The sequence below is a fragment of the Bradyrhizobium sp. AUGA SZCCT0431 genome (genome assembly GCF_018131065.1).
Classification (GTDB): Bacteria; Pseudomonadota; Alphaproteobacteria; order Rhizobiales; family Xanthobacteraceae; genus Bradyrhizobium.
In genome coordinates, this window is the sequence record NZ_JAFCLR010000001.1 from 114,912 (window position 1) to 136,504 (window position 21,593).

21 protein-coding genes are annotated in these 21,593 nt (G+C 62.6%); 2 read left to right on the forward strand and 19 right to left on the reverse strand.

Translation table 11 applies throughout. From position 1 onward, the window contains the following. Positions 1–24: 24 nt before the first annotated feature. The 18 genes from JQ567_RS00475 to JQ567_RS00560 all read right to left on the reverse strand — a co-directional run bounded on the left by JQ567_RS00475 (position 25) and on the right by JQ567_RS00560 (position 18,500). Positions 25–858 carry a phosphoenolpyruvate hydrolase family protein gene (locus JQ567_RS00475; protein ID WP_212436988.1) on the reverse strand — a complete coding sequence of 278 codons (834 nt, stop codon included), beginning with the start codon at positions 856–858 and terminating at the stop codon, positions 25–27. An 11-nt stretch (positions 859–869) separates the two neighbouring features. Beyond that, entirely contained in the window at positions 870–3,128 is a 2,259-nt protein-coding gene (locus JQ567_RS00480) for an ABC transporter permease (RefSeq protein WP_212436989.1), read from the reverse strand. Further along, positions 3,115–3,897 carry an ABC transporter ATP-binding protein gene (locus tag JQ567_RS00485; protein WP_212437181.1) on the reverse strand — a complete coding sequence of 261 codons (783 nt, stop codon included), beginning with the start codon at positions 3,895–3,897 and terminating at the stop codon, positions 3,115–3,117. The genes JQ567_RS00480 and JQ567_RS00485 overlap by 14 nt, the downstream gene beginning before the upstream one ends. Before the next feature lie 23 nt (positions 3,898–3,920). Further along, complete coding sequence (locus tag JQ567_RS00490) at positions 3,921–4,982, reverse strand: branched-chain amino acid ABC transporter permease (protein ID WP_212436990.1); 1,062 nt, start codon at positions 4,980–4,982, stop codon at positions 3,921–3,923. 3 nt (positions 4,983–4,985) lie between these two features. Further along, on the reverse strand, positions 4,986–6,002 hold the full coding sequence (locus JQ567_RS00495; protein WP_212436991.1) for a branched-chain amino acid ABC transporter permease: 1,017 nt from the start codon (positions 6,000–6,002) through the stop codon (positions 4,986–4,988). Between the two features lie 139 nt (positions 6,003–6,141). After that, positions 6,142–6,909, reverse strand: a complete 768-nt coding sequence (locus JQ567_RS00500; protein ID WP_212436992.1) for an AraC family transcriptional regulator — start codon at positions 6,907–6,909, stop codon at positions 6,142–6,144. A 205-nt stretch (positions 6,910–7,114) separates the two neighbouring features. Next, positions 7,115–8,170 carry an iron-containing alcohol dehydrogenase gene (locus tag JQ567_RS00505; RefSeq protein ID WP_212436993.1) on the reverse strand — a complete coding sequence of 352 codons (1,056 nt, stop codon included), beginning with the start codon at positions 8,168–8,170 and terminating at the stop codon, positions 7,115–7,117. A gap of 116 nt (positions 8,171–8,286) precedes the next feature. After that, positions 8,287–9,552, reverse strand: coding sequence for an ABC transporter substrate-binding protein (locus tag JQ567_RS00510; RefSeq protein ID WP_212437182.1), 1,266 nt, complete (start codon positions 9,550–9,552; stop codon positions 8,287–8,289). 400 nt (positions 9,553–9,952) lie between these two features. Next, positions 9,953–11,104 (reverse strand): Gfo/Idh/MocA family protein, encoded by a 1,152-nt coding sequence (locus tag JQ567_RS00515; RefSeq protein WP_212436994.1) that lies wholly within the window; start codon positions 11,102–11,104, stop codon positions 9,953–9,955. Between the two features lie 31 nt (positions 11,105–11,135). Then, the gene (locus JQ567_RS00520; RefSeq protein ID WP_249165138.1) at positions 11,136–12,212 is read right to left on the reverse strand and encodes a sugar phosphate isomerase/epimerase; all 1,077 of its coding nucleotides are present in this window, start codon (positions 12,210–12,212) and stop codon (positions 11,136–11,138) included. 159 nt (positions 12,213–12,371) lie between these two features. Next, positions 12,372–13,340, reverse strand: coding sequence for a ribokinase (locus JQ567_RS00525; protein WP_212436995.1), 969 nt, complete (start codon positions 13,338–13,340; stop codon positions 12,372–12,374). Positions 13,341–13,362: 22 nt separating this feature from the next. Then, entirely contained in the window at positions 13,363–13,809 is a 447-nt protein-coding gene (gene rpiB / locus JQ567_RS00530; protein ID WP_212436996.1) for a ribose 5-phosphate isomerase B, read from the reverse strand. A 66-nt stretch (positions 13,810–13,875) separates the two neighbouring features. Then, positions 13,876–14,673, reverse strand: a complete 798-nt coding sequence (locus JQ567_RS00535) for a transporter substrate-binding domain-containing protein (protein ID WP_212436997.1) — start codon at positions 14,671–14,673, stop codon at positions 13,876–13,878. A 17-nt stretch (positions 14,674–14,690) separates the two neighbouring features. Continuing rightward, positions 14,691–15,446, reverse strand: a complete 756-nt coding sequence (locus tag JQ567_RS00540) for an amino acid ABC transporter ATP-binding protein (protein WP_212437184.1) — start codon at positions 15,444–15,446, stop codon at positions 14,691–14,693. Position 15,447: 1 nt separating this feature from the next. Continuing rightward, the gene (locus tag JQ567_RS00545) at positions 15,448–16,119 is read right to left on the reverse strand and encodes an amino acid ABC transporter permease (RefSeq protein ID WP_212436998.1); all 672 of its coding nucleotides are present in this window, start codon (positions 16,117–16,119) and stop codon (positions 15,448–15,450) included. 8 nt (positions 16,120–16,127) lie between these two features. Next, the gene (locus JQ567_RS00550; protein WP_212436999.1) at positions 16,128–16,811 is read right to left on the reverse strand and encodes an amino acid ABC transporter permease; all 684 of its coding nucleotides are present in this window, start codon (positions 16,809–16,811) and stop codon (positions 16,128–16,130) included. 10 nt (positions 16,812–16,821) lie between these two features. After that, a complete protein-coding gene (locus JQ567_RS00555; protein ID WP_212437000.1) occupies positions 16,822–17,721 on the reverse strand; it encodes an NAD(P)-dependent oxidoreductase in 900 nt (299 codons plus the stop codon). Positions 17,722–17,759: 38 nt separating this feature from the next. Further along, positions 17,760–18,500 (reverse strand): FadR/GntR family transcriptional regulator, encoded by a 741-nt coding sequence (locus JQ567_RS00560; RefSeq protein WP_212437001.1) that lies wholly within the window; start codon positions 18,498–18,500, stop codon positions 17,760–17,762. 545 nt (positions 18,501–19,045) lie between these two features. Here JQ567_RS00560 and JQ567_RS00565 point away from each other — a divergent pair. After that, a complete protein-coding gene (locus JQ567_RS00565; protein WP_212437002.1) occupies positions 19,046–20,425 on the forward strand; it encodes an MBOAT family protein in 1,380 nt (459 codons plus the stop codon). A gap of 25 nt (positions 20,426–20,450) precedes the next feature. Then, complete coding sequence (locus JQ567_RS00570; protein ID WP_212437003.1) at positions 20,451–21,392, forward strand: hypothetical protein; 942 nt, start codon at positions 20,451–20,453, stop codon at positions 21,390–21,392. Here JQ567_RS00570 and JQ567_RS00575 read toward each other — a convergent pair. Next, entirely contained in the window at positions 21,375–21,551 is a 177-nt protein-coding gene (locus JQ567_RS00575; RefSeq protein WP_212437004.1) for a hypothetical protein, read from the reverse strand. The genes JQ567_RS00570 and JQ567_RS00575 overlap by 18 nt on opposite strands. Positions 21,552–21,593 lie beyond the last annotated feature (42 nt).

A 21,593-nucleotide genomic window follows, 5' to 3' on the forward strand; every position in this document is an offset into this window, starting at 1 on the left:
ACAAAGTGCTGTCGCATGGTCCGTTCAGCTGCGGCTGATGGCCTTGAATTTCCGGGTCTGCTCGCGGATCGCGACTTCGACCGGCAACCGCTCCATCGAGGAGGCGCCGTAGAAGCCGTGGCAATGCCGCGAGCTCTTGATGACGAATTCGGCGTCCGCGGGTTCTGCCACCGGACCGCCATGCACGAGAATGATCGCATCAGGTTTCACCGCGAGCGCCGCCGCCGCCCAGGCGTCCAGCATGGCCGGAACATCCTCCAGCTTCAGTGCGGTCCGCGCGCCGATCGCGCCGCCGGCGGTCAACCCGAAATGGCAGACGATGATGTCGGCCCCCGCGCCCGCCATCGCCGCGGCATCGTCGGCCGAGAACACATAGGGCGTCGTCAACAGGCCCTTGGCTCCGGCCAGCGCGATCATTTCGACCTCGAGCGCGTAGGACATGCCGGTTTCCTCCAGCCCGATACGGAAGCTGCCGTCGATCAGCCCGACCGTCGGAAAGTTCTGTACGCCGGAAAAGCCCGCGGCTTTTACCTCGTCGAGAAAGCGGTCCATGCTGCGGAATGGATCGGTGGCGCAGACGCCGGCCAGCACCGGCGTCTTCTTGACGACCGGCAGCACCTCGGCGGCCATCTCCATCACGATCGCATTGGCGTCGCCGTACGGCATCAGGCCGGACAGCGAGCCGCGCCCGGCCATCCGGAAGCGGCCGGAATTGTAAATCACGATCAGGTCGATGCCGCCGGCTTCCTCGCATTTGGCTGATAGCCCGGTGCCGGCGCCGCCGCCGACGATGGGCTCGCCGCGCGCGATCATGTCGTGAAACCTGGAGAGAAGAGCCTGCCGATCGATCGCTGCCATGCTGTGATCCCCTACCGGCCCGCGGCGCGTGCGCGCGGCCGTGCGCCTTGCAGCGCGCGAAAATGCTGCGCCAGCGCCGCCGCAAACGCCGGGCTGTTGATATGATGCGGGACGCGGACGAGTTGGCGCGACGCCGTCTGCCGCACGCTCGCCTCCAGCGCGCCGAACAGCGCCTCGCGCGCGGCGGTGTCGAAGAACGGCTTGCCCGCCTCGTCGAGGGCCGAAACCCCACCCTCCGGCAGCAGGAAGCGCACCGGGCCTTCCATCAGATTGAGCCGTTCGCCGATCCAGCGGCCCATCGCGGCATTTTCGTCGGGCTGTGTCCGCATCAGGGTGACCTGCGGATTATGCTGATGAAGCAACCGGGTCCGGTAGCGCTCGGGGACGCTGTCGGGCGCGCCGAAATTGACCATGTCGAGCGCGCCGACCGAACCGACATAAGGAATTCGGGTGCGAATGATGGCGCCGAACCGGTCCTCGGTCGCCGGAAACACGCCGCCGAACAACAGGTCGGCGATTTCGGTGGTCGAGACGTCGATCACCGCCGGCACAAGGCCGCCATCGACCAGCTTTTCCATCGACTGGCCGCCGATGCCGGTGGCGTGGAACACCAGGCATTCGTAGTCGTCGCCGATCAGTTTCGTGACCTGCTGCACGCAGGGTGTGGTGACGCCGAACATCGTGAGGCCGACCAGCGGGCGGTCGTCACCGGCGTGGCGGCGCGGCGGCGGCGCCTTGCTCGCCTCCAGCCGCGCCCTCGCCATCCCGGCCATCGCCTGCGCGCCGTTCGCCAGCACCTGTCGCGAAATCGCATTCAGGCCCTGCACGTCGGTGACGGAATACATCATCATGATATCGGAGGGCCCGACATAGGCCCGCGTGTTGCCGGACGCGACGGTGGAGATCATCAGCTTCGGCACGCCGACCGGCAGCGCCCGCATCGCCGGCGTCGCCAACGCCGTAGCGCCGGAGCCGCCGGCGGAAATCAGGCCGAGCAGCCTGACGCCGTCGCTGCCGGACTTGCCCTTCACCCAGGTCTCGAAAGCCTCCGCCATTGCCGCCACCGCCGCGCCGCGGTCGGCATTGAACACTCCGGCGGAACCGCGCGGGTGATGCAGTGCGATTTCCAGCGGCGGCACGTCCGCGCCGGAGATCCGGCCCGTGGTCGACAGATCGATCAACTTCACCGGCAGGCCCGCCGCCTTGATGATGTCGGCGATGAAGCGCAGCTCCTCGCCCTTGGTATCGAGCGTACCGGCCACGGCGACGAACGGCTCGTTGAGACCACCTATGCTGCGCCCGACCTTGCGGTCGGATGCGGCGGTCGCGGCGACGACGGGCATGCGCGTCAGGGTGTGCGCGGACGCCTCGATCCGCGCCGCCGCAACATCAGCGCTCCAGCGGGTCGGCAGCACCGGGTTCGACAGATAGACCCTGATCGGCGCATCGGTGCGCGTCGGCGCCGGCGCGCGGCGGCCGCCGGGTGCGCTCGCGGCCGCAGGCGCTGGTTCGATCTCCTCATGGCCGTGACGGCCGACGCCGAGCAGGCGCTGCTGCAGGTCGCGATCGGCTGCCAGCCGCGCCGCCTCGATGACGCGGTTGACCCGGCCGTTGACCATGATGGCGACCGTTTCGGAGATCTCGGTTGCCACGCCGATGTTCTGCTCGATGACGAGGATGGCGACGTCGCCTTCCTCGCTCAGGCGCACCAGCATGTCCTCGACCTGAGCGACGATGACAGGTGCGAGGCCTTCGGTCGGCTCGTCCATGATCAGGAGCCGCGGATTGAGCAGCAACGCCCGCGAAATCGCCAGCATCTGCTGCTCGCCGCCGGAGAGCTGCGAACCGGCGTTGTTCTTGCGTTCGGCAAGCCGCGGAAAGGTGTCGTAGACCCGCTCCCGCGTCCAGCCGCCGCGCGGCCCGCGCTGCGCCAGCCGCAGATGCTCGTCGACACTCAGCGACCGCCACAGCCGCCGGCCCTGCGGCACGTAGCCGATGCCGAGCCGGGCGATGTCGGTGGTGGAACGGCCGACCAGTTCCTCGCCGAACGCACTGATCGAGCCGCTCGAGACCGGAACCAGGCCCATGATCGCCTTGCACAGCGAGGTCTTGCCCATGCCGTTGCGGCCGACCAGGCTGAGCACACCATCCTGCAAAGTCAGATCGACGCCCTGCAGCGCGTGCGAGCGGCCGTAATACAGGTTCAGCCCGCTGACCTGGAGCGCCGGCAGCGTGCCACGCAACTGCTGACGGCGGTCAGTGGTGGGCATGACCGCCTCCGAGATAAAGCTCCTGAACTTCCGGATCGGATTCGATCTCGTCGGACCGGCCTTCCTTGAAGATCCGGCCGTTGTGCATCATCGTCACGCTTTCGGCGACACGCAGCGCGACATCCATGTCGTGTTCGATGATGATGAAACCGATATGCGCCGGCAGCGAGGTCAAGATCGTCACCAGATCGGCGCGCTCGGTCGGCGACAGCCCTGCCGCAGGTTCGTCGAACAGCACAAAGCGCGGCGCGCCTGATAGCGCCAGCGCAACTTCAAGCTGGCGTTGCTGGCCATAGGCCAGCTCGCCGACCAAGCGGTCCTTATCGCCGGTCAGGTGCACAGCCTCGACCAGTATTTCCGCTGCTTGCACGAGTGCATCGTCGGGGCGGGGCCGGACCAGCGAGAAACGGTTTCGCGAAACACCGCAGCAGGCCAGATAGATATTGTCCATCACGCTCAGCCCGGTGAAGAGCGAGGAGATCTGGTAGGTGCGGCGCAAGCCCCGGCGGATGCGCTCATGGGGCGGGAAGACCGTCACATCCTCGCCAAAAAACCGGACCAGGCCCGCTGTGGGCAGAAAATCCCCGGTGATGCAGTTGAACAGCGTGGTCTTGCCCGCGCCATTCGAGCCGAGAACGGCCCGCCTTTCGCCCGGTTTCACCGAAAGCGTCACGTCCGAGATTGCGGCCAGCGCGCCGAACATCTTGGTGATGCCGCGCAGTTCCAGCGCATTGCCGGAGCTGGCATTGCCAGCCCCGGGCAAATTCATCCGGGAAGATACGACGGGCGCGTTCATGCCCCGCCTCCCGTCGTTTCGGCCTTGGGCGCCGCAACCCGCGCGCGCCAGCGATCCCACAGGCCCAGCACACCATCCGGTGAGAACAGCACGATCGCCAAGAAGCCGATCCCGATGATCAGCTTGAAGCGATCCGCCGAGAACCCGAAAAAACCGAGAATGTCGGTCGAGAACACTTGCAGCAACACGTAGATGAAAGCGCCGATAAACGGTCCGAGCGGACGGCGCATCCCGCCGACGACCGCGACCACGAGCACATCGATCGCGGAAGAAATACCGATCGTGCCCGGCGCGATCTGCGCATTCTGCCAGACCAGAAGAATGCCGCCCGTGGAGGCGAAAACGCTCGCCAGGGCGTAGGCCGCCACGCGATGGGCGGTCACGTTGAAACCCAGTGCCGCCATGCGGCGCGGGTTGTCGCGCACGCCCTGAAGGGCGAGCCCGAAGGGAGAGCGCGCGAGATAGACGACTGCGCCGTAACAAAGAGCGGCGCAGGCGAGGGTGAGGTAGTAGAATGGCAGGGGATCGCGCCAGTTCACGCCGAAAAGCCGCGGCGGCAACACGAGGTTGAACCCGGAATAGCCGTTGAAGACCGAGTAGTTCTGTCGTGTGAAATAGAAAAAGGCCGCCGCGATCGCGAGTGTGATCATGATCGTGTAGATGCCATCCGTGCGAACGGCGAGCGCGCCGCATATCGTCGCGAAAAGGGCCGCGATCAGGAAGGCGGCCGGAAGCACGATCCACCAGGAAAGGCCGAGACTGACATTGGCCGCGCCGGACGGCCCAAGGATGGCGACCATGTAGCCGGCCAATCCCGCAATCGACATTTGCAGCAGGCTCACCATTCCGCCATAGCCGGCGAGGAACATCAGGCTGAGTCCGATCATGCCCAGAATGAAAGTCCAGCCCATGATCTGGAACAGCCAGAAATTGTTGGCCACGATCGGCAGCAACAGCAGGATCAACCCGAAGATCCACCAGGGGGCGGGAATGCGCTCGGACCACATCCGCTGGTCGACGGGGCTGGCGAAGCGAGCGGCTTGATCGGAAACCGACATGTCCTATCGCCTCGTTCCCAGAAGGCCCTGCGGCCGAAACGCCAGCACCGCCGCCATGATGAGGAAGGTGAGAACGATCGAATAGGTCGGCGCGTAGACAAACCCCATCTGCTCGGCCACCCCGATGATCAGCGCGCCCAAAGCCGCGCCGACGATCGACCCCATGCCTCCGACGATCACCACCACGAGGCTCGCCAGCAGGAAACGCGTGTCCTCGCCTGGCGACAGCGACTGGAACGTGGCACCGATGATCCCCGCAATACCGGCAAGCCCGGCACCGAAGCCGAACACCGCCAGAAACACCATGTGGATGCGCACGCCGGACGCGGCCAGCATCTCGCGGTCGTCCACGCCCGCACGGATCAGCATGCCAAGCGCGGTGCGGTTCAAAACGAGCCACATCGCGATGCCGATCACGATGGCCGCGACCAGGATCCAGACGCGCACGGACGGGTAGCGCAGCCAGGTGACCACGCCGGTCGCGTCGTTGATGTTGCTCACGAGGGGCAGTTCCATCGGCCCCTGCAGGAATTGCGGAGCGAGGATCGAATACGATTGTCCGCCCCACCACCAGAGCATGAGGTCGGCAAACACGATCGAAAGCCCGATGCTGACCAGCGTCTGGCGGAGCTCTTCGCCTTCCATTTTCGAGAAGATGAAGAACTGCATCAAGAGCCCGATCAGGGCCACGACGATGAACACAATCGGAAATGCCAGCAGCCACGAACCCGAGGCGGTCGCGACCTCGTAGCCAACATATCCGCCGATCAGGAACAATGAGCCATGCGCGAGATTGACGACGCGCATCAGGCCGAAAATCAGCGTGAAGCCGGCTGCTACGAGGAAATAGAGCGCGCCGAGCGTGATGCCGCCCAAAAGGGCATTCAGGAAGATTTGCTTGCGGCCCCAAACCGCCACCAGTTCGGGGGGCCAGGGGGCGAACACAAGACACAGGAACGCTGCGGCCAAGAGGAAAAAAATCAGGCTCCAGAGCGGATAGCGCTTGATGAAATTGTCCATCTCAGAACGGCCCAACAGCTTCCCGTGGCGGACTTCGCCACCGTTGGAATGAAGGCTAGATGGAAGTTGCCGGCCTGTCCTTTCCCGAACGTCTTTTCTCTAGCCCGAACGTCTCTTCTTTGGAGTGCAGCACCTCTTTTCAGTGTGTGAGACCCGCAACGCTGCGCCGGTAGGCGCTCGGCGGCACGACGCCATTGGCGATGAAGAACCGCGAGAAGCTCGCCGGGGTCGCAAAGCCGAGATCAAGCCCGATTTCGGAAACCGTTTCCGTGCCCCCGGCCAATCGATCGATCGCGCGCTCCATGCGCAGCGCGTTGAGGAAGATCGTAGGGGGCAGACCCATCTGCTCGCGAAACAGCTTGAAGAAATGCGGGCGCGAAAGCCCGGCGTTCCGCGAAATCTGTGCAAGGTCGACGGGTTCGCCGAGCCTCTCGCTCAGCAGGCTGATCGCGCGCCGCAGGCGGAAATCCCGCAGTCCCGAGCAATGGGCCGCCGGCCTGTCAGCCGCGCTCGTCCACTGCCAGGTTTGATCGAAGGCCGCCTGAGTGAGGGCACTGAGCCGGTCTTCGAAAGAGCCATCGCAGCCGCCATGGTCGGCGAGAAGCCGTGCGGTTTCCAGGACGAGCCGGGTGATGTGGTCGCTCATTTCGACGGTTGAGCGGCCGAAGCGCAGGATTTCGAAGGCCGTGTGGCTCGCCTCAACAAACCAGCCCGGGCGGATGTAAAGAACGAGCGTCAGCGTTGATTCCCGGCGGTCAATCGGCGCGAAATAATGCGGTTGCCATGGGCTGATTGCCGTTGCGCTGAGGGGTGTGAGCGGCAGGGCCTTGCCATCAACAACCACGCTGGCGACCGGTCCGCTGACGTGAAAGATCAGGTGCCCCTCGCGATGGGCATGCGGCACCATCGGCCGATCCAGCTCATAGAGGCAAGCGCGCCCGAACGCACCATGTGCGACCGCGTGAGCAATACTCATCGGTTTCCTCCCCGCCCATCTTTGTGCGCGGTTATGGAAGAATGTATAAGGAGATCGCGTTGTGACAACAGGCAAATTGCCCCGGCCGCCACCCGTACAGGCCGTCTGCCTCGCGCAGGGTGCTGCTGGTTCGTGCTCACCAGGCGGCCTCGAGAATGCGGCGGCAGTCGCCTGGGGTCAGCCGTCGGGGATTGGCAAGGGCTCCGGGGTCGTTCGCTGCCATTTCCGCAAAGCGGTCGAACTGAGCCGGATTGATGCCCATCTCCCGCAAGGAGGTCGGCAGGCCGATGGCGCGGGCGAAAGCTCCGATTGCGGTGCTGAAGTGCGGCTCCCGCGTTGTTCTGGCGAAGGTTTCGGCCATGGTGGCGTATCGATCGCCGACGGCTTCGGTGTTGAAGTCGGCCATGGCCGCCATCAATGGCACATGGAGATCGCCCTGCAGAACGCCGGGTCCAAGTTCAGCCTTGATCGGATGCGCGAGCGCATCGACCCCGCCAACTGCTTTTTCCAGCGCGAGCCCGGCCGTCAATGCCGCGGCCATCAATTCGCGCTGCGCTTCCCGGTGACCGGGCGAAGCAAGCGCCACGGGTAGCCACCGGGTGAGCCGCTTTGTGGCCTCCAGCGCAAGCGCGTCTGCCGGCGGATGGTAGACGGGGCTGGCATAGGCTTCGATGGCATGGACCAGCACCTCCATGGCCGCGGCGGCGAGGCGGCGTGAGGACGCTCCCTCAAGCACCGTCGGATCGGCGATCACCCGGTCGGGGCGCGGGCAGGTGACCGGCTGGCCCTGCCCCAGGCGCACCCGCCGCGCTAATCCGAAATCGCAAAGGCCGGCAGGAACCGCGATCAGCGTGAGGCGTTCGCCGCGCCGCAATGCATGTTCCGCAGCGAGCCGCGCCTGCCCGATGGCGGCAGATCCACCCACGGCGATGAGCGTGCCTGTCCGGATGTCGCTCATGGCGCTCAGAATCCTGAGGGTTGCTTCTCCATGAGGGCTGGCACGATCGGTCCGCGCCAGGCTGATCGCCGTCTGGCCGAGTGACTCCCGCACGCGCGTGCAAACGGCCGCGCTTCCCGGCTCGTTGTCAACGAGTACCAGCGCCCGAGCGAGCGGCCCCACCTCCTCGGGAAGCGCATCCTCGATCGCAGCTTCTGCGAAATGGGTGCGCGTGAGATAGTCGATGAGAGTCATCGAAAGACGCTCCCGGCGTTTCCGCCGCATGGAGTCCGCAATGGCGGAATTCCCGAAGGAAGCGGTGGCCGGCTGAGAACGCCGGCCACCGAAGATGACATCAGGGGCAGGCGCGCTCAGCCGCCCGCGCGCAGCTTGGCGCAGTCAACCGCGTCGCGCGCAGGTAGCCCCAGGGCCTTGAACTGAGCCGTCGTCATGCCGAGCGTCTGGTTCACGTTCTCGGTCTTGGCCACCATCTTGCTGGTCAGGTTGCCGTCCGGTCCGTCGACCACTTCGTTGACGAAGACCGTTCCGGTCGCCTGCCGGTTTTCGTTCAGCGTGATCTTGCCGATCGGGCTGTCGAGCTGAAGCTTGTTGAGCGCTTCCTTGAACTTTGCTTGCCCGTTCGACAGATCGCCCCCGGCCGCTTCGAGCCCTTTGATGGCGGCCTGCGTGGCGACGTAGTAGCCCAGGCCGAATAGCGACGGCGACGGAAGGCGCTGGGCGGCGGGGAAGCTGTCCTGATAGAGCTTCACATACGAGGTCCATGCCGGGTCGGTATTGTCGGCAGCGAAGGGCCCGGAGGTCGGCGTGCCCTTCAGCACGTCTTTCGCTTTACCTTTCGCCGTCAGAACCGTCTGGTCGGCCATAATGGTGCCGCCGATCAGGCGGGTTTTTTCACCGGCCTGCTGGTATTGATTGAGGAAGTTGATCGCATCCGTGCCGCCAAGGCCCAGATAGATCGCATCCACATTATCCGGCAGCTGCGCGATGATCCCGCCGAAATCGGATTGGCCGAGCGGCTGCCAGAACCGCTGGACGATGTCGCCGCCCGACTTGCAGTAGTCCACCGCAAAACCCATGAAGTTGGTGTAGCCGAACGAGTAATCGGCTGCGATCGTTGCCACCTTCTTCCAGCCCTTCGTCTTCACGACGTAGCCGCCGAGGCCGTAACCCCATTGCGAGCCGTCGAGGTTGAAGCGGTAGAAGTTCGGGGCGGGATCGACCCATGTCGTCTCGAGCGCGCCGGAAATGCCGTTGATCACTACCTTGTCGGGGATGGTCTTGGCGAAGTCGCGCATGGCGATGCCTTCCGAGCCGGAAAGCGGGCCGATGATGAAGTCGACCTTGTCCTGCTCAATAAGCTTGCGAGCCATACGGACCGTTGTGTCGGGTTTGGTATCCGTCGGAGCGACGACGGTTTCAATCTTCTTGCCGGCAATGGTGTTGTTCACCTGTTTGAGAGCCAGTTCGACATTTCGGACGCCATCCTGGCCACCGGTCGCGAAGGCGCCTTCCAGCGCCACCAGAATGCCGATCTTGATGGTGCCGCTCTGGGCGAGAGCTGCGCCGGGCAGCATAAGGGCGGCCACCGCGACGGCGCCAAGCAAAGACTTGCGCATTGTTGTTCCTCCCTGCGACGCGGAAGAGAGAGTCCGGCAACCACGCCGGACCTTCCTCATGTGCGTCTCCTAACGCGCCCCTCGCGGGCGCCTGCAGGAAAGCTGCCGATCAAAGCCCCAGCCGCCAATATCCAAGCGTCTCATTTTCGCGGACGCTGTCATGCGCGGGCAGCGCAGCATCTCTCCGACTGCGAGCTCTCCCCTGCCCGGCGGCATTGCTGTTTGATTGGTGTGCTGGCGGGGCAGGATCAACTGATTGCGTCGCCTCTACTACTCATCACTACTCATCCGCCGAGCGGTTTGAGACGAGTCGGATAGGTACGTGCTGATTACCCAATTCCGCCTCACCGCGCTGCCGGAAGGCTAACGCACCACGCAACAGCAATGCGCGTCGGTGCGCTCACAATTCAATTGGCATCCAGACCCCTCCCGCGGCGCTCGAGCGCAATACGGTGTCCACCATCGCGACACCGGCAAAGCCATCCTCGATCGTTGGAAAGGTCACTCCCGGATCAGCAAGCGAAGCGGTACGCTTGGCCACAATAGCTGTGGCCACTTCGGCATAGATCGTCGCGAACGCTTCCAGATATCCCTCGGGATGGCCGGGTGGCGTACGACTGACGCGCTGACCGGCGGCATTCACAGACGTTGCGCCGCGGCGTACCAAGCGTGGTGCGTCACCGAGCGGCGACCAGACAAGACGGTTCGGTTCTTCCTGCCGCCAGTCCAGACCGCCCTTCTCGCCGAAGATCCGTAACCGCAGCCCGTTGTCGTTTCCGGGCGCAACCTGGCTCGCCCACAATGCGCCCCGCGCCCCGTTCTTGTAACGCAGCAGAATTTGCACATTGTCATCGACACGGCGGCCCGGCACGAAGATGGTCGTCTCGGCCAAGATCTGCTCAGGCATCATCCCGGTGACAAAGTGCGTCAGCTGATAGGCATGGGTACCGATGTCGCTGACGCAGCCGCCGGCACCCGCGCGCGCCGGATCGGTACGCCAGTCGGCCTGCTTCTGACCGGTGGCCTCAAGCGGATCGGCCAACCAATCCTGCGGGTATTCGACCTGCACGATCCGGATCGCACCGAGTTCGCCGCCCTGAACCATGGCGCGTGCATGCCGGACCAGCGGATAGCCGGAATAATTATAGGTGACGGCAAATATCCGTCCGCTCGCGCGCGCCTTGTCGCGCAAGCGGCGCGCCTCCTCGATGGTTGTCGTCAACGGCTTATCGCAAATGATGTGAATGCCCGCATCCAGGAAGGCGTCGGCGACCGGTGTGTGCATATGATTTGGGGTGACGATCGCGACCGCTTCGATGCCGTCGGCTCGCGCGGCCTCAGTCTGCGCCATGGTCCGGAAGTCCGAATAGGATCGATCGGATGGAAGTCCGATCGCCGCCGCCGATCGGATCGCTTTATCGGGCGAGGCCGAAAGCGCGCCGGCGACGAGTTCATAGCGATCGTCCAGGCGCGCGGCGATACGGTGGACGGCGCCGATGAAGGCGCCTTCCCCGCCGCCTACCATTCCCAGTCGAATGCGTGGTTCAGCCATGTCGCGCGCTCCTGTCGATCTATTCCGGCGCTCAAATGAGCCCCAATGTCCGTCGGATCTGCGCATCGTCGCTGGCGCCGCCGGCGAAGTCGTCGAAGGCCCGCTCGGTGACGCGGATGATGTGATCGCGGATAAAGCCGGCGCCTTCGCGCGCGCCGTCCTCCGCGTTCTTCAGGCAGCATTCCCACTCCAGCACCGCCCAGCGGTCGAATCCGATGGCAGCCAGCCGCGAGAAGATCGCCTTGAAGTCGACCTGTCCGTCGCCGAGCGAGCGAAAGCGGCCGGCGCGATTGATCCAGGACTGGAAGCCCGAATAGACGCCCTGCCGCCCGGTCGGATTGAACTCCGCGTCCTTGACGTGGAAGGCGCGAATGCGCTCGGCGTAAATATCGATGAAGGCCAGATAGTCCAGTTGCTGCAGGACGAAATGAGACGGATCGTAATTGATCGCGCAACGCGGGTGATTGCCGGTGCGCTCGTAGAACATCTCGAAGGTGATGCCGTCGCAGACGTCCTCGCCTGGATGTATCTCGTAGCAGAGGTCGACGCCCGCTTCCTCATAGGCATCAAGAATGGGACGCCAGCGACGGGCGAGTTCGTCGAACGCCGTCTCGATCAGGCCCGGCGACCGCTGTGGCCAGGGATAAAGGAACGGCCAGGCCAGCGCCCCGGTGAAGCTCACGCCGCCGGTGAGGCCGAGGCGGCGCGAGGCCTGCGCCGCCTTCACCATTTGATCGACCGCCCAGACCTGACGTTCGTTCGGCCTGCCCCTGACTGAAGGCGGTGCAAAAGCGTCGAAGGCTTCGTTGTAGGCCGGGTGAACCGCGACGAGCTGTCCCTGCAGGTGGGTGGACAATTCGGTGATCACCAGACCATGGCTCGCGGCTACCCCGGCAATTTCATCGCAATAGGTTTGGGAAGCCGCGGCCTTGTCGAGATCGATCAGCCGTGGATCGGAGGTCGGGACCTGCACGCCCTTGTAACCGAGCCCTGCCGCCCAGCCGCAGATCGCATCGAGGCTGTCAAACGGCGGCGCATGACCGATGAATTGCGCCAGAAAAATCGCGGGCCCCTTCATGGTGGCCGGCCGGATGGTCGCTGCGGACATGACATCTTCTCCGTTCAGACGGCTGCGCCACGCCAACAGGACGCCGCGTCATTGTCCGACAGGGATGCCGGCCGTTCAATACGCGAAACGATCTTGATCGTTCCCATCGGTGCCTGCCTGCCGGAAGCGGATTGTCAGCCATCGAGGCAAATGCCGGCGTCATCCACGCATCTGAGTGCAGGTGCTATGTTCGGGAACTGCCGTTGGCCCGCCCGGCACCTCGCGTAACGCGTCTCTCATCGGCATGCCCTGCTGCGCGCCGGGCTTCAGGCAACTCAAGGCCGCGGCCTCGCATCCCACTTGCAACGCCTTTTTGAGCGACGATTTTTCGCCAATCATGGAAGCAAAGGCGCCGACAAAGGTATCGCCGGCGCCCGTGGTGTCGAGCGGCCTGATGCTCGGCGCCGGCGCGCGGAACCGAGTATCGTCGGCCGTCACGGCCAAGGCTCCCTGGGCTCCGGCTGTCACCACGCAAGTCAACCCGCCCGATCTGGCGAGCCAGCCACAGGCGGCCTCGAAATCCGTCACGCCTGCGCCGAGCGTGGCAGCAAGGTCGAGCGCCTCGTGCTCGTTTACGATGAGGTAATCCGTCGCTTCGAGCAGATCGCGGATCATCGGGCCTGTCATCTGATCCGGGACCGGCGCCAGGTTCCAGACAACCTTGCCATTGGCAGACTTGACCTCGCGCGCAACGTGAAGGGACTCGGTGTACGGCACCTCCATCTGCAGCACCAGAACGGTGTCGGCGTTAAAGAGCGTCTCCGCGACATCGGCAGCGCAGGCCGTATTGTTAGCGCCGCTCGCCACCGTGATCGCGTTTTCTCCGCTCGGATCGACCGTGATGAACGCGCAGCCCGTCGGCTCATCGACCCTGACGATCTGGCTGGTGTCGATGCCGTTGCTAGACAGGTTCTTGAGCGACTCCTCGCCAAATACGTCCCGCCCCAGTCGGCCCGCCATGCGGACCTTTCCAGGGCCGGCGATCCGTGCGGCGGCGACCGCCTGGTTGGCTCCCTTTCCGCCGAAGTGGGTTTGATAGGATGGAGCCAGCACCGTCCGGCCGGCACCGGGAATGACCGGCACCCTGGCGACCAGATCGACATTGAGCGAACCGAACACAAGGATCATCGCCCACTCCCCGGCAAAGGCCTCAGCCTTCCGCGTCCATTTCGTGAAGCTTCTGGACGCGTCGCCGGAATTCTTCGTCCGTCGAAAACTCCGCGGCGAGAAACGAGGAGATCAGATCGTTGGCGAGCCACGGTCCGACGATCTGCGCACCAATGCACATGACATTCACATCGTCATGCTCGACGCTCTGATGGGCCGAATGAACGTCGTGACAGACCGCGGCGCGGATGCCCTTCATCTTGTTTGCGGCGATCGAAGCGCCAACGCCGGTGCCGCAAACCATGATACCGCGCGCGACTTCGCCAGACGTGACCTTTTTTGCCACGGCCCGCGCGATATCGGGAAAATCCACCGGCTTCTCGTCATAGGAGCCGACATCGACGACCTCGTGGCCGAGGCTGCGGATATGGTCGATGACGGCTTGCTTGAGCGGCCAGCCGGCGTGGTCGGATCCTATGACAAGGCGCATGTGATTTCCATTTCGTTGTTTTTGGGACCGTGACAGCCGCACCCGGCTGTCACGGTTGTGCTTCGTTCAACCACGCATGTCGGGCGGCAGCTCGACCCCGTGGAATTTCTTGTAGATGGCGTTGAGCTTGCCGTTCTTGACGTTTTCGGTGATCCACGCGTTGAGCTTCTCCAGCAGGCGCGGCTCACCCTTCTTCAGCCCGATGGCGAGTTCGAAGCTGGCGAGCGGGATCTTGGACTCGAAAATGCGCGCCGGATTCTTGACGCCGATCTGGTTGATGATCGTGGCCGACGAGCCGACGCAATCGACCTGGCCGGAGACCGCCGCCGTCACTCCGGTGGCATCGTCGTCATAGCGCGCGATCTTCAGTTCCTTGTCCTTCATGTTCGACAGCATCGTATCCTGCGTGGTGCCGCGCGAGACGCCCACGGTCTTGTCCTTCAGGTCCGGCCAGTCCTTGACGTTCAGTGACTTAAGGCAGCCGATATCCGATTGCAGCGTCGCGTATTTCTTCGAGAAATCGATCACCTTCGCCCGCTCAGGCGTCACGGACAGGGTGGATATGATGATATCCGTCTTGCCGGTCTGCACATTCGGGATCCGCGTCGCGCCGGTCGTCTGGATGAATTCCAGCTCGAGGCCCCAATCCTTGGCCAGCAACTGGGCAACCTCGACATCGGAGCCGGTCGGCTTCATGCTGCTGTCCATCATGCCGGACGGGGGAATGGCAAGGTCCGTCGAGATACGGATCTTCTTGGCCTGCGTGATGTCATCGAGCAGGTCGGCCTGCGCCGGCCGGTCAGCCAGCACGACGAGACAGCAGGCAGCGACGGCGCTGCTCCAAATCTTCCGGTTTCCGATCATTGGGTTTTCCTCTCCTGTTATGATTTTAGATTGCCCGTCCCCACGAACTGGACGAGTTCCGGCGTCGTCGGTGCCGTCAGGATCGAGGCCGGCCCGGTTTCGTGAACCTTGCCGCGATGCATGAAGACGATCCGATCGGCGATGCTCCTTGCAAAGCCCATTTCATGCGTGACCATCACCATGGTCATGCCATCGGCGGCGAGCTGTTCGATCACCTTCAGGACTTCGCCCGTCAGTTCAGGATCGAGCGCCGAAGTCACCTCGTCGAACAGCATGACCTTGGGCTGCATGGCGAGCGAACGCGCGATGGCGGCGCGTTGCTGCTGACCACCGGAAAGCTGCTCGGGATAGGCGTGAATCTTCTCTTCGAGACCCACCTGCGCCAGCACCTTGTGCGCCAGCGCCTTCGCCTCGGACAGGTCCATTCGCTTCACCGAGCAGGGCGCCAGCGTGATGTTCTGCTCGATCGTGAGGTGCGGAAACAGGTTGTAGCTCTGGAATACGATACCGACATCCTGTCGCAGAGCCCGCAGATCGACATCTGGAAGATCAACCCTGCGTCCGCAGACGGTGATCTCGCCGCCGTCGACCTTCTCGAACCGGTCGATGCAGCGTAGCGCGGTGCTCTTGCCTGAACCGGACCTGCCAATGACGGCAAGGACCTCGCCGCGCTCGACGGTAAAGCTCACGCCATCGAGCACCTTCAGCGAGCCAAAGCTCTTCTGCACGTTGCGGAGCGACACGATGGGAGTGGAAGATGCGGTTTGCTGCATGTCAGGCCAGACTGAAGTTGTTGGCACTGCCACGTCCCATCCGCCGCTCCAGCTTCTGGCTGAACAGGGACAGCGGGTAGCACATGGCGAAGTAAACGACGGCGATGATCGCGTAGACGATGAATGGCTCGAACAGCGAGTTGTTGACGATCTGTCCCGAGCGCATCAGTTCGACGAAACCGACCACCGAGGCGAGCGAGGTGTTCTTGATGATCTGCACCATGAAGCCGACGGTGGGCGGCGTCGCGATGCGGATCGCCTGCGGCAGGATCACCTTTATCATGCGCTGGGTCCGGCTCAGCGCCAGGCCTTCCGCCGCTTCCCATTGTGGCTTTGGCACCGACTGGATCGAGCCGCGCCAGATCTCGCCGAGATAGGCGGCGACATAGAGGGTGAGCGAAGCGCTGGCGGCGGCAAGCGGCGACATCTTGAGGCCAATGGCTGCCAGTCCGAAGTAGCCGAGGAACAGGATGACCAGGAGCGGCGTGCCCTGGACCAGTTGCACATAGGCGGCGCTGAGAAGTCGCACGGACCTGAGGGGAGAAATGCGCGCAAGTGCGATCGCGAAGCCGACGATACCGCCGCCAATGAGAGCGATCAGGGAAAGCCCGATCGTCCATAGCGCGCCATGGCCGAGGAAAAGCAGGTGGTTGGCGTTGAGATGTCCGCCCATGCGCTACCTCACAACGCCGTGCCGAGCCGCCGCCGGCGCGGAAACAGGACGAGGCCGAGGCACCAGAATCCCGCGCGCATGACGAGCGACAGCAGAATGTAGAGCACGGCAACGATGATGTAGGTCTCGAACGCACGATAGGTATCCGACTGGACGTAGTTGGCCACGGCAGTCAGCTCTTCGGCCGATATCTGCGAGCAAATCGAAGAGGCCAGCATCAGCAGGACGAACTGGCTTGTCAGCGCCGGATAGACCCGCTCCACCGCGGGCAGCAGGATGATGTGCCAATAAATCTGGAAGCGCGACAGCGCAAGTCCTTCGGCGGCTTCGATTTGTCCGCGCGGGATTGCCTCAAAGCCGGCGCGCATGATTTCGGCGGTGTATGCGCCGACGTTGATGGTCAGCGCCGCCACTGCGACGGTGAAAGCGGAGAGTTTCAGCCCGACGCTCGCGAGCCCGAAATAGACGAGGAATATCTGCACCAGCAGCGGTGTGTTGCGGATCGCCTCGACATAGGCCTTGCAGGCGCCGGCGATCAGCGCGCGGTGCGCTCCGCGGCCGACCGCGGCGAGCGTGCCGAGCAGTGCGCCGAACACGGTCGCGAACAACGCGAGCTCCAGCGTGAGGACGGCGCCGCTGAGAAAGCTCGGCCATCGCTCCAACACCGCAGGAAAGTCGAGTTCGATGTTCATTGGAACAGGATCATCCAGCGCTCTGATTGGTCATGCGGTCGTAGACACGGAACAGGGCCTGATTGCCGTTCGCGCCTTCGCCGTGCGCCCGCGCGTCGACATACTGGCTGGTGACGAGCGCGGTTCCGGGCAGTGGCACGTTGAGTGCCTGTGCATGCTCTTGCACCAGCCTGAGGTCCTTGAGCATCAAGTCGATCCGAAAGCCGGCGCCGACGTCGCCTGCGATCATCGCCGGACCGAGCTTGTCCAGCATCCAGGATGAGGCCGAGCCGCCCAACAGGACGTGGCGAAGCAAATCCAGGTCGACGCCGGAGGCGCGACCCAACGCGAGCGCTTCGCAGATCGCCTGGATGTTGATGCCGCAAATCAGCTGATTGCAGAGCTTGACCGTTTGTCCGGCGCCGGAAGCGCCGACATGGGTGATGGTGGTGCCCATCGCTCTGAAGAACGGTTCAGCCTTGCCGAAGGCTTCCGCTTCGCCGCCGGCCATGATCGACAGCGCCGCATTCTTGGCGCCGAGAGGGCCGCCGGACACGGGGGCATCGATGAAGCTGACGCCCGCACGTTGCAGATCCGCATGGATGCGGCGGACCGCGACCGGCGAGATCGTGCTCATGTCCACGATCAGCTTGCCCGCAGGCGGCGATTTCAGAAGGCCGTCCTCGCTGTAGATCACCGCTTCGACATGCGGCGTGTCAGGCAGCATGGTGACAACGAGGTCGCAGCCTCGCCCGGCGTCCGCGGGGTTCTTGGCGCCTACAGCGCCCTCCGACACGACGTCGGCGATTGCGGCCTCGGCAACGTCGAAAGCCCTGACGACATGCCCAGCCTTGAGCAGGTTGCGGACCATTTCCCGGCCCATGGTGCCAATGCCGATGAAGCCAACGCTTCCCTTGCCGTCCCGTCCCATCGTTTCTCTCTTCGTATCGTTGTTCTCGTCGATAGCAGTCAGCCTGATATCTGCCGGCTGTCTTTCTGGCCGACGACGGCGCGCCGTCGGTATTCATCCCCGATCGCAAAATGTCGGCGCAGCGTCGTGTCCGCCCGCTCGGGGTCGCGCGCGACGATCGCGTCGAAGATGCGCTTGTGATCGTCGATCAAGTACGTTTTCATTGACGGGAAGGCCTGCACGAGTTCGCGGCGGCTGCGGTGCGAATGCGTCAACAGGCCGGCCATCGAATTGTGCAGGACGGCGAGCGTCTCCGAATGGGACGCCAGCACGATCGACTGGTGAAACTCGAAGTCGGCCATGCCGCCCGCATCGGCTTCGTCGATCGTTTCCGAAATTCTCGCCAGCGCACGCTGCAGACGCTCGAAATCGGCGATGCTGGCGCGCTCGCAGGCCAGCCGAACGGCCTGACATTCGATCGCGATGCGCGCCTGCATCACGTCGTCCACCATGTCGGCCTGCTGGGCCAGCGCGAAGGTGAAGAAGTCGTTGAGCACGGAGACGTCCGGACGCGTCACCACGGTGCCGATGCGGTCACGAATTTCGACGATGCCAAGCATGGTCAGAGCCCGCAGGGCTTCCCGCACCAGCGGCCGGCTCACGCCGAGCTGTGTCGCGAGCTCACGTTCGGAGACCAGACGGTCGCCTGGCTTGAGCGAACCGGCGATCAACCGGTCGCGCAGGAAGGCAAAGACCTTCTGGAAACCCTTTTCTCCCTCGGCCGCTCGCTTGAGTTCCATTCCCATCGATCTTTTTTGTTATTACCTTGGTAAGACCAGTAGGATGACCAGAAAGCCGGCGTCAAGCCCCTTTTTTGGTGTTGGCACGGCATACTCGCGCGTGCACGACAGGCTCGAAACAACCGATGAAGGCCTGTCAGACGTGGAAGAGCCGATCAAGGTGAAGCGCTTGATGATGAGAAGGTCGACAAGGCTTCCGGTTCGCCGGGGACACATCAAGATGACGCCATGCCGGCTCAGCCCTTATGCCGATGAGCGGAGCGAACCGCAGCTAGAGTGGGAAGATATTAGCCGTGACCACGGACCAGCCGCGAAAAACCAAACGTGGCATCAGAATCCCCCGCGGTCACCGCGCCGTATGAATCATGCGAAACAGCTTCACGGCGCCGTTGGATACCGTGAACGCTGTTTTCGTGGTAGTGGCGGCATCAAACTAGGCACACCAGCACAATTTCCGAAGTCCCTACGTCGTGACGGCCGCGCGACCGCTTAGTCAGCATGATGGGGTTTTCCCCAATCACTACCCCTGCCTGGAGGCTAACTCTTTGATTTTCACGTCGTGGCAATTTGCGGTGTTCGTGTCTGGGGTATTCGCCCTTTATTACTGGCCATTCGCTCGCCCGTATCAGGTCTACATCTTGGTGGTTGCAAGCCTGTTCTTCTACGGATTCGGGCAGCCGGAATTGCTAGCGCTGCTCGCGATAGCGGTCTTCGGAACTTACTTCTTCCTCTTGAAGGCCATGGTTCAACGTAAGTTGTGGCTGCCGGCCGGCGTTGCATTCAATCTCGTGCTATTAGCCTTTTTCAAATACAAATTGCTATTTGTCGATCCCTCCTCACCGGCGCTCTCGGATGTTGGCGCGATCGACCTCTTGCTGAAACTCCCGCTCCCAATAGGCATTTCGTTCTTCGTCTTCCACAACATTAGCTTGCTAGTGGACATGACGAAGCGCACCGGCCCTGCTCCCTCCCAATGGGACGTGTTTCTTTACATTATATTCTTCCCGCAGCTCGTCTCCGGACCTATCACGCGCGCGGAAAACTTTCTGCCGCAAATCCAACCGAAATTTTTCAACGAGGTACCGTTCGTCGAGGCGGCGAGATGGATCGTCACCGGCTACTTCTTCAAGCTATTTGTCGCAAACAACCTCAACACGCTTACGACCAACATGGATTATCCTCTATACCATGCGCTTCGAAGCAGCGACCGTTGGCTCTGCCTATTCCTTTATAGCTATCAAATCTATGCCGACTTTTTCGGATATTCTGCTATCGCGATCGGGCTGGGGCTGCTGTTCGGCTACCGCCTGCCAATCAATTTCAACTTGCCCTATATCTCGCGTTCGTTTGCTGAATTTTGGACGCGCTGGCACATTTCGCTGTCAACTTGGCTCCGCACCTATCTCTACATCCCGTTAGGCGGCAACCGCGATGGTCAAGCGCGGACGTACCTCAATCTAATGATCGTGATGGGCCTGGGTGGCCTTTGGCACGGCGCCGGATTGAGCTACCTGGCATGGGGGCTGATGCACGGCCTCCTTCTGGTGATTGAGCGTCCGTTCCTGCCCTTGATAGAAAAACTTGCAGCGATTGCCGCTCTGCGTCGCGTGATCGTTGCGGCTCGCATGCTTGTTGTTTTTTTATGCGTCTCCTTCTTATGGGTTTTTTTCAAGCTCCCGAATTTCGAGCATGCGATGGATTATATTTCTGGTATGTTTATTGATCAGTCCGTGCCTAGCCCTGCGCGCATTTACCGAAGTCTGGCGCTGATCTATGCCCTGCCAGTTCTCATACAGCATTTTATCACCTCGGAGAGGCTCGTTGTGCTCCGGGGCAACCTGGATCCCTTTGTGTATGGCGCGATGGCAGCTCTGATGCTAATCGAGGCCGGTCCCGACACAGCGTTCATATATTTCCAGTTCTAGGTTGGACATGGACCGTACTACCTCGATGAACTGGTTCGTGAAGGCGAGCGCTGCATGTGCCGCAGTACTGGCAATGTGCTGGATAGCTCCTCAGCTCTTCAATGACATCCCGGACTTTCCCGCGACCACGACGGATGAAATACAGTCCAGGATTGCCGATCGTTATCTCAACAGTCCCGTTGCTCCGATCGCGTTAACGGGCAGTTCATTCACCGTGCGATTGCACGAAGAATTTTTTCATAAACTTTACGTTCGAAATCTGGCGCTGCCTGGTGGATCTCCGTTGACCGGGGCAGCAATGATTGAGGCGACGGCTGCTGTTCGGCCGCGGCTCATAGCTATCGAGACCAACACTCTTTCTCGCGGTATCGACCAGGCAATGGTTGAGAGGGTCCGCACGAGTAATGCGGAGCCTGCGCGCGCACCAATTAATTTCAGGCCCCTTCGCACATTAGCCGCGTTGTACCAGCAAAAGCTCGACGATTGGCGGCGCTTTGACAGAGATGACAAATCCGCGCTTCTTCAGCAATCGGCTCTAGAAGAGGCAATTCTACGAAAGCCGCCGGCCCCCGAATACAACCCACTTGCGCTCGCTGCTATCCTGGCTGAGTGGAATAATCCGGAACACGATCAGATCATCCGTCGAAACGTAGCCGAATTGAAGCACATCGTGGAAACGCTCGAGATGCAAAGCATTTCGGTGTTCTTTTACGAACTTCCTCTGGGCCCCGCATTCGCGCGGTCCCGATACATGACAACGGGCCGGTCAGCGATGGCAGAGGCCTTTGGGCACGACCACGGCAAATGGCTATCATTGGACTATCCATCCGACGAGATCCGATGGACCGATGGAGCACATCTTGACGACCGATCGGCTATCATCATGGCCCGCTCTTTGGAGAGAGCGATCGAGCGGAAAATGGGTAGCGAGGTGGTAAAGCGGACATCCTCAGACCTTGCCCGCTAGGTTGGAGTCACCATTTCGAAGCCTAACCTGGAGTTTCGAATGGCACGGCCGCGCCAGCGTGTTTGTTTGCAAGACGTCAAACGGCTGATCATCGCCGATGAACTGCGCCAGAAAAATCGCCGGCCCCTCCATGGTGGCCGGTCGGACGGTCGCTGACATGACATTCTCCCCGGTTCAGGCCGCCGCTGCGTTACGCCAGAC

What these genes read in the sequence shown, in the direction of transcription:
- JQ567_RS00545 (WP_212436998.1), bottom strand. Translation starts at nt 16,119, where the DNA reads ATGGGCGGACATCTCAACGCCAACCACCTGCTTTTCCTCGGCCATGGC.
- JQ567_RS00515 (WP_212436994.1), bottom strand. Translation starts at nt 11,104, where the DNA reads ATGGCTGAACCACGCATTCGACTGGGAATGGTAGGCGGCGGGGAAGGC.
- JQ567_RS00575 (WP_212437004.1), bottom strand. Translation starts at nt 21,551, where the DNA reads ATGTCAGCGACCGTCCGACCGGCCACCATGGAGGGGCCGGCGATTTTT.
- JQ567_RS00555 (WP_212437000.1), bottom strand. Translation starts at nt 17,721, where the DNA reads ATGGGACGGGACGGCAAGGGAAGCGTTGGCTTCATCGGCATTGGCACC.
- JQ567_RS00500 (WP_212436992.1), bottom strand. Translation starts at nt 6,909, where the DNA reads ATGGTGCCGCATGCCCATCGCGAGGGGCACCTGATCTTTCACGTCAGC.
- JQ567_RS00570 (WP_212437003.1), top strand. Translation starts at nt 20,451, where the DNA reads ATGAACTGGTTCGTGAAGGCGAGCGCTGCATGTGCCGCAGTACTGGCA.
- JQ567_RS00480 (WP_212436989.1), bottom strand. Translation starts at nt 3,128, where the DNA reads ATGCCCACCACTGACCGCCGTCAGCAGTTGCGTGGCACGCTGCCGGCG.
- JQ567_RS00540 (WP_212437184.1), bottom strand. Translation starts at nt 15,446, where the DNA reads ATGCAGCAAACCGCATCTTCCACTCCCATCGTGTCGCTCCGCAACGTG.
- JQ567_RS00485 (WP_212437181.1), bottom strand. Translation starts at nt 3,897, where the DNA reads ATGAATTTGCCCGGGGCTGGCAATGCCAGCTCCGGCAATGCGCTGGAA.
- JQ567_RS00550 (WP_212436999.1), bottom strand. Translation starts at nt 16,811, where the DNA reads ATGAACATCGAACTCGACTTTCCTGCGGTGTTGGAGCGATGGCCGAGC.
- JQ567_RS00475 (WP_212436988.1), bottom strand. Translation starts at nt 858, where the DNA reads ATGGCAGCGATCGATCGGCAGGCTCTTCTCTCCAGGTTTCACGACATG.
- JQ567_RS00560 (WP_212437001.1), bottom strand. Translation starts at nt 18,500, where the DNA reads ATGGAACTCAAGCGAGCGGCCGAGGGAGAAAAGGGTTTCCAGAAGGTC.
- JQ567_RS00510 (WP_212437182.1), bottom strand. Translation starts at nt 9,552, where the DNA reads ATGCGCAAGTCTTTGCTTGGCGCCGTCGCGGTGGCCGCCCTTATGCTG.
- JQ567_RS00495 (WP_212436991.1), bottom strand. Translation starts at nt 6,002, where the DNA reads ATGGACAATTTCATCAAGCGCTATCCGCTCTGGAGCCTGATTTTTTTC.
- JQ567_RS00505 (WP_212436993.1), bottom strand. Translation starts at nt 8,170, where the DNA reads ATGACTCTCATCGACTATCTCACGCGCACCCATTTCGCAGAAGCTGCG.
- JQ567_RS00520 (WP_249165138.1), bottom strand. Translation starts at nt 12,212, where the DNA reads ATGTCCGCAGCGACCATCCGGCCGGCCACCATGAAGGGGCCCGCGATT.
- JQ567_RS00535 (WP_212436997.1), bottom strand. Translation starts at nt 14,673, where the DNA reads ATGATCGGAAACCGGAAGATTTGGAGCAGCGCCGTCGCTGCCTGCTGT.
- JQ567_RS00525 (WP_212436995.1), bottom strand. Translation starts at nt 13,340, where the DNA reads ATGATCCTTGTGTTCGGTTCGCTCAATGTCGATCTGGTCGCCAGGGTG.
- JQ567_RS00490 (WP_212436990.1), bottom strand. Translation starts at nt 4,982, where the DNA reads ATGTCGGTTTCCGATCAAGCCGCTCGCTTCGCCAGCCCCGTCGACCAG.
- rpiB (WP_212436996.1), bottom strand. Translation starts at nt 13,809, where the DNA reads ATGCGCCTTGTCATAGGATCCGACCACGCCGGCTGGCCGCTCAAGCAA.